The sequence below is a fragment of the Paraglaciecola hydrolytica genome, from assembly GCF_001565895.1.
Classification (GTDB): domain Bacteria; phylum Pseudomonadota; class Gammaproteobacteria; order Enterobacterales; family Alteromonadaceae; genus Paraglaciecola; species Paraglaciecola hydrolytica.
In genome coordinates this window covers 772,379-788,256 of record NZ_LSNE01000003.1, presented here as the reverse complement: position 1 = coordinate 788,256, position 15,878 = coordinate 772,379, and the positions used below count along the sequence as shown (strand labels likewise).

Here is a 15,878-nt window from a genome sequence, read left to right as displayed (position 1 = left end):
AGCCAAAATAGGTCCCCGCCACACTGTCATCAGTGCTTAGATACACATCTATAGCGTTATCACCAGTAAGATATCCTGAAAGTTTCGGGTTAGCGTAACTGGCTTGACTCACCAAGAGAAGAAACAGAATTGCTGCTGCAATAAATCTTGCTGTCATGTATTACCTCTCTTAACTACAGATCATCAAACGATTACGCCATGGACACTTTCCATGTCACTACATTATGGCATCAATATAAACGGTGCGACTTACCACTATATTACCTACTTCACAGGTACCTGTGCTGGAAAATTGCACATAATTTAGACTTTTGCTGCCATCTTTAACAATTTTTGTGCTTGCTGTGGAATCATATCGGCAGTTTTCGAAGCCCTTCACAGAGTCAAAATTAGGGGGCGTGGCAGTGCTGCAATATGCAGTAGCCCCGACGATAGGAAAGGCCTCAGCCAAACGACACTCGATGCCAGTTCGAGCAGCATTATGCGCCCGTTGCCCTAAGACTTCATAAATTACGTTATCGTTAGTCCCTGACAGCAACTTAGTCAGAGTCAAACCTAAAAAAGCCAAAACCACTATAACAAACAGCGCGATAACCAGCATACTGCCACGCTGTTTTTTGAACGAAGATGGCGCAGTAATTTTAAGGCACATTGGGGATATGTACCTCTATACTGTAATTCATTTGTTCTTCATTAAGTTCAAAGGTCAACAGTAGGTGCACCAGAGCGTTACGATTAAGCACCGCATTGGATATTGCAAAGGGCAATTGGCTACTATCGGATAAGTCATTAACTAGATGTTGGGCCATTAAATCTCCGCCGTCATCATACAATTCTTGAATGGTGCTGATAGTCCCTTCATGACGATAAATACCCTGCTTGCCGTTTTCTGTACGTGCACAAAAACTAATGGTTTTACGGCCAAAATACATTCTAGAGGCGGGGGAATTGTCATCAAAATGGCCACTCAATGTCAGCTCTGCGGTATGACTGGTACTATCTGCGGTATCACAATCACCATCCCCATCAGGGTTGCCATCGTCGTCAGCGTCTATGGCGTCACTGCAGGATAATACCGTGCGACGCTTTTGTTCAGTCGCATCATAGATATCATCATTGTCGGTAGGGTAAACAAAAGCAAAATCACCGTTTTGCACACTAAACTGATTATTATTACCTGCGTATTCCACAATTCGAGCCTGAGTTGCCGAACTGGTGAGCGGCAAGGTGGTATAAAACGACACCCACAGGGCAGGTACAAATTCAAGGCATTGAATCTCGGTAAGCAGATCATGTTTTAGCCGCACACTATTGGGGATGGCGCCGCGCAACTCGCGATTCATGCGTTCTACCGCAAAACGGCTCTCACTCAAAATTTGTTGACGTTCATTAGCATCGGCATAAATTTGCATACCACTGCGTAAAAAACCGGAGATCCCAATTGAGACTATGCCTAGCACCACAATAACAGTAACTAGTTCGATCAGAGTAAAGCCCTTACTCACCGCTAACTTTACCGGTACCATCAGTAATTGCTCCGGTAGCTGCTAAATGCAATAGCTTCGCCTGTTGGCGTGGTAACGGTAACGTGGATAAGTTTATTGTTACCTATATAGGCTAGGCCTCTACTTAGAGCATCGTCGAGGCCGTCCATATCATCGTCATAAAACACAATAATATTGACCAAAAAGCCCTCATACAAATTTCTACCATTCAAACTTATGGTACTACCAGAGCTGTTTTGAATAGCTGCGCCACTTTGATTTAGACCGTCGTAATCGTCGACGTCATTGTAAGTACCGCGGGTTTCGCCATCAGGACCCAAGGCATTACTTGCTGTGCAATCAGGATTAGGAGCTTCATTACAGCGCCCTGTTCCTCCGCCGCGTGAGGAGTTTTCATCAAAAGATTTACTGACAATTTCGCTCATTAAGGATTGGGCTAATTCACTGGCTCGCACCTGCAATATAGGATCAGCACTTTGCCGAGCTTGTGGCACAATCAGTGAGAGAAACAAACTCATGGCAATCGCAAAAACCACTATGCCTAGCACCAGCTCCATAAGCGTAAAACCCCCTGCTTTTTTAAGATGCTTAACAGGCATAAATATAACCTTGAGCAGCAATACAAACCGCGGCAATTTGCTCACCACTTAATTCAATTTTGCAGCCCCCAGCACATTGCCCAGCACTGCTCAGTGGATGACCAAGATTATCAAAACGAAGATAAGTGATGGGGTCGGCACCATCGTTTATACTGGTAAACTGCACTTTATTATCGGCCATTTCACTGCTAGTAGTGGCAAGATGCGGGGCGCCGAGGTGATCAATATTTGCGGCGCACGTTGCACTACCATCAGCCGCGGCATAATTCAGGCTGGGTGGGCCAAAAGCCGCAGGAGAGTTAATAAAGTTTATTTTAAAACAGTAACCCGAAGGATTCGTTGGCGTAGCAGGGCGGGTATCATACATGGCACGGGTTTGCATGGTGCGTAGACTGGCGATTAAACGACTTTGATAAGAAAACTCAGCAAAACCATTAGTGCCAACCATGCGACTACCTACGGTAACAGCAAGTATGCCAATCAGCACAATCACTATGATGAGCTCAATTAAGCTAAATCCACGTTGATAATTTATTGCTTGCTGAGGTTTCATTACACCATATCGAAAAGTCATGGGCTTAAAACAACAAAGGCCATTAACGTTAAATTAATGGCCTTCATACCTAAGCTAAAGCTCAGGTTATTTAGTTACAGCCGCCGTTATACATTGTCACCGTAGCAGCCACATTGGGACCCGTAGATTGGGTGTATATAATTGCACATCCTACCGTTGCAGATAAAGTAGAGTAGTCGAAGGTAGTCGCATTATCACCATAAAATGTTATTGCTGATTTATTAGGTCCTGGTTCCCCAACGCCAGCAGCGGCACCGGTTGTAGCTTTAAAGCTAGGTGCCATTTCAGTGTCGATGTCTAACAGAGAAGTAAGATTTACAGAGGACGCAATATAACCATAAACCAAAGCAGTGGCTACGCCGTTAACATTAACGGTGCCTGTAGCGCCTGTTTGCCCAGCAATCAATGCTTTGCCATAAACAATGGAACTCACAGAACTGAGTGCTCCATCAACCGCTTTAACGGTACCTGCTTTTGCATCCTTTTGAATATCAATAAATTTGGGTGCCGCAGTAACTGCTAATATCCCCAAAATCACGATAACAATGATCAGTTCGATTAAGGTAAAACCTTTTTGTTGTTGCATTTTTACGTCCTCAATGGATTATTATATTTTTGCGCATTGATAATTATATGTTTTATACCATCAAAACACCTGTCAACGCTATGGGCTAACTAAATCTTCTAATTATTACTAAACACCATGACTTGGCCAATTCTTGGATCATAAACAAAACCATTGCCTGCTGTTTTATCTAAGGGTTCGCTAACACGGTTTTTAACGGTTTGGGTTAAATAATAAAAACATACGTCATTGCCACCTGAACCTGTACCAGCACTCATGTTGGTAAAATAACGATAATTATTAAAGGGTTTGTCATTCCAGTCAGAGGAAATAGTCGGAGCGCTTTGCATAATCAGATTAAAGATACTTTCACAATCTAAAACACTGACCTGAACATCCTCACTGCTACTATCAGTATCCAGTTGTCCGGTGGGATAACCCGTATCTTTATCTATGCCAATTTGAATACTATTAATGGTCACAAAAGTTGAATTAGTGCCGTTATTTTCTTGTGGGCGACCTTCAAGTTCCCACTGAGCTCGCACTAAGCCAACTGCGGAGGCAAAACCACCTGCCACACCATCCACAGTTGCATCTTCTGCATCTTTGGTGACATCAAGTAAACGGGGCAGGGCGGTTGCTGCCAGCAACCCCAATATCACCACTACGATCACTAGTTCAATGAGGGTAAATCCTCGTGTTTTAGCAGCATCAGCTGCTTGGAAACTAGGGCAAAAATGTTGGCTTTTTTTCATTGTTACTCCTCTGCGAGTGTGATTCATCTGTTTGTTATCCTTGCACTCTTAATACTTCACCGCTAGCTACTTTAAATTCAAAATAAGGACCGGTTGATAATCTAAAACGACAACGGGAATCCTGCGCATTGCCACTTAGCTTAACCCCATCGTAATACTCGGCTATCACTCTGAAACCTTCAATTTCCATGGGCAAATTAAGCACCATATTCCAAATTTGTTCACAGCCTTTGCCTGTCGGTTCTGCTTTAGGCCAACCGTTACTAGCCATAAAAACCGGACGTTTGTCCGTTTCTACCAAGGTTTTTTGATCGTCCAACCGTGGCGCATATGTACTAAGAATCACGATGGGCGGACGACCTTCACGCTGCCATTGCCAGTGAGCGTTATTGACACTGGTAGCAAAACTTTCGGCTAAGTTTTCCAAAGTAAGACGTTTAAGATTAGGCCGTCCTTGTTCAAAATACACGATAAAACTCAGCATCAGACTGACAAATATCACCACCACAGTGACATTGATAAATACCAAACGGTTACGTTCTTCAGCTGCCTGATTTTTCTGCATTGTTAAACCAACCTCATTAACCTTTAAACGCTCCCATCATATCCCACATAGGGGTAAATATCCCCAGCGCCAAGACCAGCACCATACCTGCGACAATTGCAATTAATATAGGTTCTATTTTAGCCGTGAGACTTTTCAAATCGTAGTCTACTTCACGCTCATAAAATTCAGCGGCTTCTCCAAGCAGCTCATCTACCCGCCCTGTCTCTTCACCCACATTGATCATTTGCAAAACTAAGGGCGTAAAGAGTTTACTGCTGGCGGCAACTCGGGAGAGGTTTTCGCCTTTTTCAATGCTTTTACGCATGGTAATAATACGCTCTGCCATAAACGAATTATTAACCGCCTCCGCCACCAAATTAAGCGCCGAGGTTAAGGGCACTCCCGCCACTAACATCATAGAAAAACTGCGAGAAAAGCGGCCTAACAATGTTCGTTCAAAAATACTGCCCACTACCGGCAAACGCAGTTTTAGTCTATCCCAACGATATTGTCCTTGCGCTGTTTGCATATAACGCTTTAACAAGTAGATAGCTAAAATCAGCACGATGAGCATGTAATGCCATTTAGTCACAAAAAACTCTGAGGTTGCCAGTAACACTCGTGTCATCAAAGGTAACTCAGCACCTAAAGAGGTAAACATGTCGGCAAATATCGGGATCACCACTAAGTTCATGATCACCATGGCAATTACAATGGCAAAAATTACAAACATGGGATAACGCGTGGCGGCTTTCAGTTGTTTACGAGTTTCTTGTTCGCGTTCTAGATAAAACGACAACTGTAAAAACGCTTCGTCGAGTTTGCCGGTATTTTCACCCACGTGCACTATGCTGATAAACAATTGGCTAAATATTTTTTTATGTTTGTTCAACGCTGAAGATAAAGTTCGGCCACGTTCTAATTGTGATGCAACATCTTGCAAAGCCGCCGCCATGCGTTTAGAGCTAGTGGTATCGGCCAAGCCTTTAACAGCACGTAAAATAGGGATCCCCGATTTTGCCAGCGAGTACATTTGACGAGCAAAAATCACCAGATCTTCAAGTTCAATTTGCGGGGTAAAAAAGTTTATGCCATTCGATTCGGTTTTTACTGTGCCCTTGGTTTCTTTAATTTCAAGTGGAATAAAACTACGACCCGCTAAAATTTGCGCCACCATGGATGCGTCCGAAGCCTCCAACATGCCCGTTGCTAGCTCGCCACTGGCCTTGCGCGCTTTGTAGCTAAAGTGTGCCATCAAAGTCTCCACTTGGTTTAGCTAGGGGCTCTAGCTCAAAGGAAAACTCACTGCTGCTTGGACTATTCGTGGGATCTTGTTTATTGGGAAGTGGTGTCATTACACTTTTTTCAACAGTTATACCGCTTACTTCAGCCAGTTCTGTTTCAAGAGGTACAGCCTGTTCTTCAGCGTTATTGACGCTGCGTTCATCCGCGACCATCTCAATCAATTTGAGCACTTCATCAACACTGGTAATGCCCATCTTGGCGTAGGTTAGAGCCACTTTTGCAAGGGGTACAAAACCTGGACTGTTAAGAGCGACTTCAGCAAACATTGCGGTATTGTTGCTCTTCAGGGCTGTCATCATACTTTCGGTCATTTCAAGAAGTTCAAACACACCCAAACGGCCTTTGTAGCCTGTTTTACTACAATTAGAACAACCTTTGCCCCGTTTGAAGTTGATGCCAGCTAAATTTGCATCCAAGTTAGCCAACCACAGTAGCTCTTCACTACCTAATTGATGAGACTCTTTACAGTTTTCACATATTTTACGTACCAGACGCTGCGCCACAATGGCACGTAATGAACTCGCCACTAAATAACCTGGAGCGCCCATATCCAATAGCCTGACCGCACTACTGACAGCATCATTTGTATGTAAAGTAGATAATACCAAGTGACCCGTTAAGGCGCCGCGCAAACCGATTTCAGCGGTTTCTTGATCGCGCATTTCGCCGACCATAATAATGTCTGGATCCTGACGCAAAGTCGTTCGCAGTACTGAGGCAAAAGTTAAACCGATTTTATTATTGGTTTGTACCTGATTAATCCGTGGTAAACGGTATTCAACGGGATCTTCAACGGTAATGATTTTTGTTGAGGGTTGATTAAGTTCGCTCAGTGCGCCATACAAAGTAGTGGTTTTACCTGAACCAGTAGGGCCCGTGACCAAGATCATGCCATGGGGGCGTTTTAACAAACTACGAAAGCGTCTCAGTAAGCTTGCTGGCATACCGGTTTGGTCTAAGGTTAATAAACCCGCTGACTGATCCAATAAACGCATAACTACCGATTCGCCATTTTGGATGGGCATAGTCGATACCCGCACATCAATAGCGTGGCCTTTAATGCGCATACTGGTGCGCCCATCTTGCGGCAGACGTTTTTCGGAAATATCCAAACCCGACATGAGTTTTAAGCGCAAAACCAAGGCCGAGGAAACGTTTTTCTCTTTGATTACGTTTTCTTGCAATACACCATCAACTCGCATGCGGATACGTAGCTGGTTTTCGTCAGGTTCGATATGAATGTCCGAGGCTTTAGTTTGCAAGGCATCTTCGAAAATAGACTGTAATAACCTCGCTACTGCCGTGTCTTGTTCGCCACCAATGCCCACATCAAAGTCAAATTCGGTGCCGTCTTGGTATTCTTCAGCCAACTCTTGAGCAAAGGAAGCAATATCGTCAGTGCGTCGATAAAAATTGTCATAAGCCTGCAACAGCTGAGAATCACTGACCACCGCCACTTTAATGGGTTTATGCAATAGGCCAGATAATACGTCCACCGCAGCTAAGTCAGCGGGATCGCTCATACCAACCAACAAATGGTCACCCTTATCATCCAGCACAATGGCTCGATGGCGGCGCGCTTGTACCTCAGGTAGTTTGCTGACGGCAGCGGCAGACACGTTGTATTGACTAATGTCGATGAGTGGTACATTCAAATGTTGCGACAAAAAGCTCAAAAGCTGGCTTTCTGTCACAAACCCTTGTTCAACCAATACATGACCAAGTTTACGGCCCGATTGTTTTTGTTCAGCCAAGGTTTGCATCAACTGATCGTCAGTGATGATGCCTTGTTGCACCAGCAAATCCCCTAGGCGAATTTTAGTTTTTGGGATCATGGTTTGCCTGCCAATAAACGGATGCGTTGTTCGATAAATTCTGTGACTGCTGGCTCCAGTTGCGCCAGATTTTGAGCTCGGTAATAAGCATTTAAGGCGCCACTAACAACCCCGAGTTTTTCTTGGCAGATTGCCAGTCCGAGCCACCAGCGGGCGTTGTTACTATCTACTTGGCTTAGCGTCGCATAATCTTGATTTGCCGTGGCAAAATCTGCTTGCTGTTGGGCTACACTGGCGCGCAATGCCAAATAATCAATTTCCATATATTGCGCCGGCTGAACTTCTTTAAGCAACACCAAAGCTGCATCACCTTTTTTTTGCTGCACATATAATCTAGCCAGCATCATGCGCAGGTCGGCACGATGCGGCGAGTTTTGCAAACTGCTTTGCAACAATGTTGTGGCTTTTAGGTTATTGCCATTGGCAAATAATAAGGCGGCTAATTTTTTACTTGCCTCAACGTCATCTGGCTGCTGATCAAGCAATTTATTAAGTAACTTAATGGCTAATTCATTGTTATTTGCAGCCACGGCATCTTTTATTTGCTGTTTTAAACTGGCGGTCTGGTTGACCTGACTGCTACCTGTGATCTGAAAAGAACTGGGTTTAAGCTCGGCTGGCTCTGGCTCTACAGACGCTGAGGGCACTATTGGCCTTTGCTCAGGCGGTGTAAGCTCACTTAGCTCGGGACTTGGCTCACTATTGGGTGCTGAAGCAATAAGCACTTCTATTTCAGCATGTTGGATATTTGGCGCATCCGTAGTATCAACTGCTGGCAAAGCAGCGGCAGTTGTCTCTACCACTAACATGGTTTTTGCCACTGGTTTTTGCGGCTGAGTTTGCAGTACTTCTTCAATCACCTTAGGTTTATTCAAGGGTGATGATTCACTGCTCAATAACCAATAAGCAAATAAGGCAAATGCAATCCCTAACAACGCGATTAACCACAGCCAATTGGGACGTTTCTTCGGAGCTTGGTAGTCAGCACTGACTTGTTGCCCGTCGGCTTGTCTGGCTTCCAAATCCTGCAACATTTTATTGACTACGCTCATTGGCTACTCTCTAACAAAAAGTAGTAGGCCAGCGCAGTAGATAGCGCAACCACTGCCATTAATGCAGTGTGTAAAATCCAATGAGATCGACTGGCTTGTGCCGCTTCGGTATCTTTGATTGCCAGTTTAATATGCTCGGCACTAACTTGCTGCACTCCTTCACCGTAAGCCAGCATTAGCGCTTTATGGCAAAGTACATTAACTATCCGTGGAGTGCCTTTACTGGCTTTAAATAAGAGTTTGCTGCATTTTGCAGAAAACACTTCAACACCACGATAACCCGCCACATTAAGTCGATGACGCACATACTGATAAACTTGATCCGCATCCATTAACTGCAAAGAATAGGCAAAGGTCACCCGTTGTTTTAATTGACGTAGTTCAGGTAAGGCTAACTTATCGTTTAACTCTGGCTGACCAAACAGTACCACCTGTAGCAATTTACGGGATTCTGTTTCAAGGTTGGTCATTAGGCGCAAGGCTTCAATACTTTCGACCGGCAAGGCTTGGGCTTCGTCGATGATTAGCACGGCACTTTGATTGTGCCGATGGATATCAATTAGCCGCTGTTGAATACGCTGGGTGAACTCTTGTTGGTCGGCTGTCGCACTTAATTCAACTTGCAACTCGCTAGCCACAGAGCGGCGCAGTTCAGCTGGGTTTAAATAGGGGTTGGGGATATAAGCCGCGACAAAATGATCAGGTAACTCATTGAGTAACTTGCGACAAATCAGGGTTTTACCTGTGCCCACTTCGCCTGTCACTTTAATAAACCCTTCACCACTTTTTAGCGCGGTCAGTAATACCTGAATGGCTTCTTTATGGCTGGGCAGGCCAAAAAAATAGCTCGTATTGGGGGTAAGAGTAAAAGGCAGTTCTCTAATACCATAGTGGTAAAGATACATAGTTACTCCACGTGTAACCAGTCTGCCATTTGGTCTCTGCTACGTTGTAGCTGATTCCGCCAGGTTTCACTATCCACCACTGTCGGTTTGAGTAAGATCACTAATTCTTTTTTAACTTCAGTCTGGCGTTTGGACTTAAACAAATTGCCAAACAAGGGGATATCACCAATAAAAGGTGTTTTCGATTCGGTTTCGGAGATCATGGATTGCATCAAGCCACCTATCACCACTATCTCACCTGATCTAGCATGGATAATGGTATCTGACTCACGAATATTGCTCTGCGCCAAAGGCAAAATAAACTGCTCCTGATTTAGGGTAACCACTTTTTCTTGCTCTTGAGTTTCAATCACCGAAGGATGAACATGCAACAAAACGCCGCCGTTTTTATCGATTTGTGGAGTGACATCTAAGGCAATGCCAGAAAAGAAGGGGGTTAATTCAATATTAGGTACCACCGACGTGGTGCTTGATGAAATGGTGCTTTGACTGGAGACATCAGTAACAAAATATTCGTCATCACCTACCTTGATCACCGCTTTTTGATTGTTTACCGCGGTTACTCTGGGGCTAGATAGGACTTGCACATTGCCTTGGGTCGAGAGTAACGACAGCACACCAGAAAAATCCTTATTGATAAAAGATAAACTAGTAATATTGCCTAAGGTCGCGCTAATGCTATCGCCTATGCTGCCACCGTTAGTAGAATACTGAAAATCGGTGCTACCACTGCTGGCGAGAATTTGGTTCCAGTTTATACCCTGCTGATAACCATCACTGAGCGAGACCTCAATAATTCTGGCTTCCAAAATAACCTGACGCTGCACAATTTCTTCTGAAATTTGCAAAAAGCTCTTAATCGCGCGGATTTCTTCAGGCATAGCACGTACGGTGACCAACCCGGCTTGCGGTGTCACCATCACACTTTTACCGGCTTGCTCGCCTATCATGGATTTTAAGGTTGTCAGTAATTCTGTCCAAAAATCCGTTTCGGTGCGGGTAGATATATTCGTGCCATTGTTATTACTGCTATTAAAATTGTTGTTATTGCTGCTGCCACTACTTGAGTTGCCGGAAAAATTATTGTTAGAACTATTGCTAGTATTACTTTGTGCCTGTGATACCCCACCAGAAGTAATACTCGTTTGGGTGGCACCATCACGTTTCATTAATAAATAATTGACCGCCAGTGTTTCAGTACGTAAACCGGCAGGATAAATGCGATAAATGTTTTGTTTACGCTGAATATCATAACCATATAACTCAGATACCAACTCAAATACATCAGTCAAAGACACTTGTTTTAAATCTAACGAAATAGCGCCAGTGACTTCAGGATGAATCGCCACACTGTAAGGCGTGTCTTTAACAATGCCAGCAAAAAAAGCCGAGGCTTGGATATTTTGTGCGTTGATATCGTATTTATTTTCGCCAAAAAGTTGGTTGTCATTTGAGTTATGAGTAGGTAACAAGGCCTGACTAACCGCATCAGGCAAGGTATCCAAATGTTTAGCTGGACTTGTTTGCTCCTGCTGGTATTCAGCTATGGCAGAATCCAACGCAAGCTTCGACTGCTCAGGTTTTTGATGAGTTTGGCAGGCACAAATTAAGGTGCCTAAAGTGATTAATGTTATTTTCCTAAAAACCATTTTTAGCATCTTTCTTGACGTTATTATTATTGATGAAAAGTAACTGCTTACCTTGTGGGCCACTTAATTCTACTTTATTTGCGCTAATAGACACGACTTTATAGGCATAAACACTTTGCCCTTCTCCATAACTAAGGCCATTAATAATGGCTTGTTTAGTATTGCCTGTAACAAAAATAGCCGACAGAGACAGTTCATTATTTTGTTCTTCACTTAGCATGTTTTTAGTATAATTTTGTGGCCGAGTTGGATCAGTCTTGCCTTGGACACTCAGTGGAGCACTTAATAATAAGAGTAGCAACAAGTAACGGTAATATGTCATTTATACACCTATGAATGCCTTATTAGTACTTAATGTATAGATCTCCAGCTCGACAGTTGCCACTGGATATTCACTGACCTTGTAATCAAACTTTTTCCAATAAAACTGCCACTCTAGGGCTTCTAGTTTTTCAAGATAACTTTGCACCTCAAAATAGCTGCCTTCTACGATCAGTTTAACCCCATGGCGATATAAGGCGGCCTCACCACTATTGCCCTGCGGCTCGCTATTCTGAGTAAAAGAAATAGCATGGGGTGGAATAGATTGCAGGCTAATCAGGGTTAATTTATCAGAACTAGCCAAGACCTTTTCTAACATTTGTGGCATTTTGTTGGCTTGGACTAAGTTGGCAGTTTGCAAGGCGAGTTGTGTTTCAACTGCACTTATTTGCTGCTGAATATCTCCAATTCGTTGTTTAATCGATACATTAGGATCTTGTTGTAAGGCCTTGGTTAAGTCTTGAGTTTGCTCCGCTAGTGCAGCCACATCTTGTTGGTTACGTGTGATATTTTTAGTGATAGTAGCGTTTTGCTGCCATTGGGGTTCAAGCAAAACAAAATACGCCACAAAAACCACTAAAGTGATAGTGCACAGCAATATCATCACTTGTTCACGCACACTCAATTCATCAAAACGTGTGGCCAATTTGTTGTATTCACGCAACAAAGGGTTATTCATTTACGTTTGCTCCAGCGGATGCATTGTCTTTTGCATCGGCGACCGAGCTGGCAATCACAAAATTCAATTGCTGTTCGGTGTTTCTGAATAAACGGGTTTCAGCAAATTCCTGACCTTTAAAATAGGCCGTCGCACCTAAGTTGTTCAACCACTTAGGCACTAACGATGATTCAAGTGTGGTGCCTTCTAAACGAACCTGACGGCCATCCAAACCTATATAGGTTAACCACAAGCCACTTTGGTGTTTGTCGGCCAGTTCCGCCATAAGCTGAGCAAAACCGCTCGACTTTAGTTCTTCCTGCCCCTGAATTTCTTCTAAGACTCGTTTTTTAAGCGCCAAGATTTGCAGGTTTTGCTCCACATCAAGCAACAACTGAGGATCTTTTTTAAGGGTAGCAAGCTCGGTTTGTAGGGCAGTGACGACGCCCGCATGCTGACTTTTTTGTAACTGACTAAATTCTAATTCTGTCGTCAAGCTTTGCTGCTGGGCAAAGCCATAAAACCAATAAGCGACACACAGCAGCAACATCACAGCACACACCACGAGGGTAATTTGCAAACTTAACAAACGTAGTTTGGGATGAAACTCAATGGCGTAGAGATTAACCTTGGTCTTCATGGTTTTGACTCACTGACAACATCAAGGGCGGCGCCCAAACAAGCAAAATAACTGGGATGTTGTATTAATCCGGGGACGCTCTCCACATTGGATTCAAGCCGGCTTATTTTGACAAAAATAACCTCTTTAATGAGATCAGCTAAGGTATCTTGGTGGGGAGTATCCAGTGAAATATACACTTGTTTGACCGGTGCCTGACGCAACTGACTTTCGAAGTAATCCATTGACCGTTGGATTTCCAAAGCTAGATTGTCGGCTATGCCCATCTGGAATTCTTGCACAGAAAAATTAGCTAAATTTTCGTAGGAGCGTAAACGCCGTGAAAAGTACAACAAACCCTTTTTAACTATGTTTAAGCTTATTTGGTCACCGGGGTTTTGATGCAAAATAATCGCAGCATCGTCACTGGGTGGCAGAATATTGGAGGTGGTCAGCTCTTCAATACTGATATTAACCAGATTAAGTCCGGCATCTAATATGCCATCTCTTAAAGCTTCAACTTCATTTTTGCCAATTGCCACCACATTGAGTTTTTTGGCATTGGCGGGGGCAGCGGGTAAATCAAAATAGTCTACCGCTAAATCACCATCGCTAAACAATTGCTCTTTGACTGTCCATTGTAAGGCTTGATTGATTTCAGTTTCAGGTACGGCGGGTTTGTCTAACTGCAATAATTGATATTTAGAAATCGCCAGCGTGACTTGGCAGCGGGTATTGTCGAGGCCTTGTGCAGCAACATAATCCTTTAGACTGTCTTGCCAGTCATCCCAGACCATTTTGTGTTGCTTAACCCAAGTTAATTTACCATCGATGACTTGCAGTGTGGCGATGTATAATTCATCAACACCATATTCAATACCCACACAATGGTATTTTGAAGCCCTTCTAAAGCGGCGTTTGATATATTCCCGCCAACCAATCTGCATTTGTCTTAACGAACCTGCTATTTTTTAAGCATATTACAGCAAAGATCCTTAAAAAGTACCAGCAATATCAGCCGCTTATAATTATTTAGCTGATTAAGTCTGATTACTCTGAGCAAGGCAATGATTTAGATGGCGCTTAGTGCTCATTTTATCACGCCATCCAGTGTATGCAGAAAGTCGATACTTTTAGGTATTTGCTCCATCACACGAGAGGATTCATCTTCTAAAAAGAAATAACGTATACCTTGTTTTTTCGCTTCAGCAACGACCTTGGCAATACCCACATCTCCTTCGCCCAGCACAACATTACTTTCGTTATCACCACTGCCATTTTTAGTATTGGCGGTGCCTTTTAAGCGATCTTTGAGATGGAGGGAGGTAAAACGTCCAGGGTATTTTTGCAACAACGCCGTTGGATCCATGCCACCTTGTTTCATCCAAAATACATCCATTTGAAACTGGGCTTGGTGAGTATTTTGGATCATATAGTCAAGCAGGGTGCCATCTTCATAGGCATAAAACTCATAACCATGGGGGTGGTATTGCAAAGTAATACCGTGTTGTTTTAACAAAAGACCGGCCTTATTCATCATGGTTACCGCATTTTTGGCGGTTTCGAAATCAAAGGGCTTGGAGCCGTCATGGGGTATCCAATAAAAAGTCGCAAAACGAGATCCAAAAAAACGCGCCTTATACACGACAGCAATTGGATTATCGCGCAGCTCTTCATAGGAAGCGTCAACACTGGCCATTTCCAAATTATTTTTTAGCAAAAAATTGCGGTAGTTATCGATGGAATGGCCATACAGTGCTCCGCCGCCTTCTACAAGCGTTAGACCCCATTTGTTGATTTCAGCAAAAGTGGCATCCACATCTTTTTCCATTTGATGCCTGACACTATATAACTGCAATCCTAACTCGTGGGCGCTAAGGGGTATTAACGTTGAACTGGCGATGAGCATAACACCGCAAATACACCATACACGGCGACAAGTATTCAATAAAACTAACGACATAAAAATTCTCTCTATTTAAGGTTTAACTCAGCGCCTTAGGTGCCAAATTTACACTTTATTAACAAGTTTCTTAGTCTAGTGTGATGGTGAAAACTTTAGCTAATAATAAATCGGCTTGAGTTGATAAATTTTCGGCGGCATACTTTGCCAAAAATTAGCTTGGTGTCACTCAAATGGCTTTGTTTTGCGAAACCACTGAATATGCCAACAATTCGGCGCTACATATTTTAAAGGCAAATAGATAAAGGTCTGTAATGGATAAAAAGTTATTGGCTGACAGTCAGGTGTTTTTACAAAACGTCTTGGGTTTAGAGCAAATTTTGCACATGTTTGATTTGCTGCCCAATACTATTTTTTGGATTAAAGACGCTCAAAGTTGTGTGGTTTACGCCAACAATAGATATGTCGAACATTTGGGTTTACATACTTTGCAGCAAATTCTAGGTAAATCCGATCTGGATTTTTTCCCGCCACACATTGCCAAACAATTCATTAGTGATGACCACAGTGTGATGAACGGTCAATTCATTACTGATCGGATAGAATTGAATATGTTAAAAACGGGAGATTTTGCTTGGTTTGCAACCTCAAAACGTCCACTGTTTGACCAAAAAAATAATATTGTAGGTACCTTTGGTTTTACTCAATTAATGAATAAAACCTCACAAGTACTTTCCAGTATCGATGCCATCAAAGCGCCGGTCGAATACGTGCGAGAGAATTTTCACAAGGATATATGTGTTAAAGAGTTAGCCAATACGGCCTTTTTGTCGGTTAGCGCTTTGGAGCGGCGTTTTAAAAAATATTTATCCAAAACCCCCAAACAATTTATTAACGAAATCCGTTTAGAAAACGCGCGCAGGATGCTGATCGAAAGTAAATTGCCAATAGTTGAAATCGCCTATCGTTGTGGTTTTTCCGAGCACAGTTATTTTAGTCGCCAATTTAAAGCCCTATTTGGCACTTTGCCTTCACAACTGCGTGATAACTTATATAACAAACCCTAAAGTCCAGATAACACACTTA

General features: G+C 43.1%; 18 protein-coding genes. 1 reads left to right on the top strand and 17 read right to left on the bottom strand.

Annotated features, from left to right (window positions below; all coding sequences use genetic code 11):
• Positions 1 to 217: 217 nt before the first annotated feature.
• The 17 genes from AX660_RS05985 to AX660_RS05905 form a co-directional block, all read right to left on the bottom strand.
• Positions 218 to 652: a hypothetical protein gene (locus AX660_RS05985; protein ID WP_068373921.1), complete on the bottom strand. Its 435-nt coding sequence runs from the start codon at positions 650 to 652 to the stop codon at positions 218 to 220.
• Entirely contained in the window at positions 642 to 1,526 is an 885-nt protein-coding gene (locus tag AX660_RS05980; RefSeq protein WP_068373919.1) for a PilW family protein, read from the bottom strand. The genes AX660_RS05985 and AX660_RS05980 overlap by 11 nt, the downstream gene beginning before the upstream one ends.
• Positions 1,526 to 2,104 carry a type IV pilus modification PilV family protein gene (locus AX660_RS05975; RefSeq protein ID WP_068373916.1) on the bottom strand — a complete coding sequence of 193 codons (579 nt, stop codon included), beginning with the start codon at positions 2,102 to 2,104 and terminating at the stop codon, positions 1,526 to 1,528. The genes AX660_RS05980 and AX660_RS05975 overlap by 1 nt, the downstream gene beginning before the upstream one ends.
• Entirely contained in the window at positions 2,094 to 2,657 is a 564-nt protein-coding gene (locus AX660_RS05970) for a prepilin-type N-terminal cleavage/methylation domain-containing protein (RefSeq protein ID WP_082768753.1), read from the bottom strand. The genes AX660_RS05975 and AX660_RS05970 overlap by 11 nt, the downstream gene beginning before the upstream one ends.
• A gap of 91 nt (positions 2,658 to 2,748) precedes the next feature.
• Positions 2,749 to 3,264 (bottom strand): prepilin-type N-terminal cleavage/methylation domain-containing protein, encoded by a 516-nt coding sequence (locus AX660_RS23620; protein ID WP_068373914.1) that lies wholly within the window; start codon positions 3,262 to 3,264, stop codon positions 2,749 to 2,751.
• A gap of 98 nt (positions 3,265 to 3,362) precedes the next feature.
• Positions 3,363 to 3,998 (bottom strand): type II secretion system protein, encoded by a 636-nt coding sequence (locus AX660_RS05960; RefSeq protein ID WP_068373913.1) that lies wholly within the window; start codon positions 3,996 to 3,998, stop codon positions 3,363 to 3,365.
• A 34-nt stretch (positions 3,999 to 4,032) separates the two neighbouring features.
• Positions 4,033 to 4,563, bottom strand: a complete 531-nt coding sequence (locus AX660_RS05955) for a hypothetical protein (RefSeq protein ID WP_068373912.1) — start codon at positions 4,561 to 4,563, stop codon at positions 4,033 to 4,035.
• 16 nt (positions 4,564 to 4,579) lie between these two features.
• Positions 4,580 to 5,800, bottom strand: coding sequence for a type II secretion system F family protein (locus tag AX660_RS05950; protein WP_068373911.1), 1,221 nt, complete (start codon positions 5,798 to 5,800; stop codon positions 4,580 to 4,582).
• Positions 5,787 to 7,685 (bottom strand): GspE/PulE family protein, encoded by a 1,899-nt coding sequence (locus AX660_RS05945; RefSeq protein WP_068373910.1) that lies wholly within the window; start codon positions 7,683 to 7,685, stop codon positions 5,787 to 5,789. Before AX660_RS05945 ends, AX660_RS05950 begins: the two co-directional genes overlap by 14 nt.
• Positions 7,682 to 8,737, bottom strand: coding sequence for a tetratricopeptide repeat protein (locus AX660_RS05940; protein WP_068373907.1), 1,056 nt, complete (start codon positions 8,735 to 8,737; stop codon positions 7,682 to 7,684). The genes AX660_RS05945 and AX660_RS05940 overlap by 4 nt, the downstream gene beginning before the upstream one ends.
• Positions 8,734 to 9,642, bottom strand: coding sequence for an ExeA family protein (locus AX660_RS05935; RefSeq protein WP_068373904.1), 909 nt, complete (start codon positions 9,640 to 9,642; stop codon positions 8,734 to 8,736). Before AX660_RS05935 ends, AX660_RS05940 begins: the two co-directional genes overlap by 4 nt.
• Positions 9,643 to 9,644: 2 nt before the next feature.
• On the bottom strand, positions 9,645 to 11,291 hold the full coding sequence (mshL, locus tag AX660_RS05930; RefSeq protein WP_068375258.1) for a pilus (MSHA type) biogenesis protein MshL: 1,647 nt from the start codon (positions 11,289 to 11,291) through the stop codon (positions 9,645 to 9,647).
• On the bottom strand, positions 11,281 to 11,613 hold the full coding sequence (locus AX660_RS05925; protein WP_068373903.1) for a hypothetical protein: 333 nt from the start codon (positions 11,611 to 11,613) through the stop codon (positions 11,281 to 11,283). The genes mshL and AX660_RS05925 overlap by 11 nt, the downstream gene beginning before the upstream one ends.
• Positions 11,614 to 12,291 carry a type II secretion system protein GspM gene (gene gspM / locus AX660_RS05920; RefSeq protein ID WP_068373902.1) on the bottom strand — a complete coding sequence of 226 codons (678 nt, stop codon included), beginning with the start codon at positions 12,289 to 12,291 and terminating at the stop codon, positions 11,614 to 11,616. It abuts the gene before it with no gap.
• Complete coding sequence (locus AX660_RS05915; protein ID WP_068373899.1) at positions 12,284 to 12,910, bottom strand: PilN domain-containing protein; 627 nt, start codon at positions 12,908 to 12,910, stop codon at positions 12,284 to 12,286. The genes gspM and AX660_RS05915 overlap by 8 nt, the downstream gene beginning before the upstream one ends.
• Entirely contained in the window at positions 12,907 to 13,836 is a 930-nt protein-coding gene (locus tag AX660_RS05910) for an MSHA biogenesis protein MshI (protein ID WP_068373897.1), read from the bottom strand. Before AX660_RS05910 ends, AX660_RS05915 begins: the two co-directional genes overlap by 4 nt.
• A 143-nt stretch (positions 13,837 to 13,979) precedes the next feature.
• A complete protein-coding gene (locus AX660_RS05905) occupies positions 13,980 to 14,852 on the bottom strand; it encodes a sugar phosphate isomerase/epimerase family protein (RefSeq protein WP_201027407.1) in 873 nt (290 codons plus the stop codon).
• A 254-nt stretch (positions 14,853 to 15,106) separates the two neighbouring features.
• Between AX660_RS05905 and AX660_RS05900 the strand changes: the two genes are divergently transcribed.
• On the top strand, positions 15,107 to 15,859 hold the full coding sequence (locus AX660_RS05900; RefSeq protein WP_068373888.1) for an AraC family transcriptional regulator: 753 nt from the start codon (positions 15,107 to 15,109) through the stop codon (positions 15,857 to 15,859).
• The last annotated feature ends 19 nt before the right edge of the window (positions 15,860 to 15,878 follow it).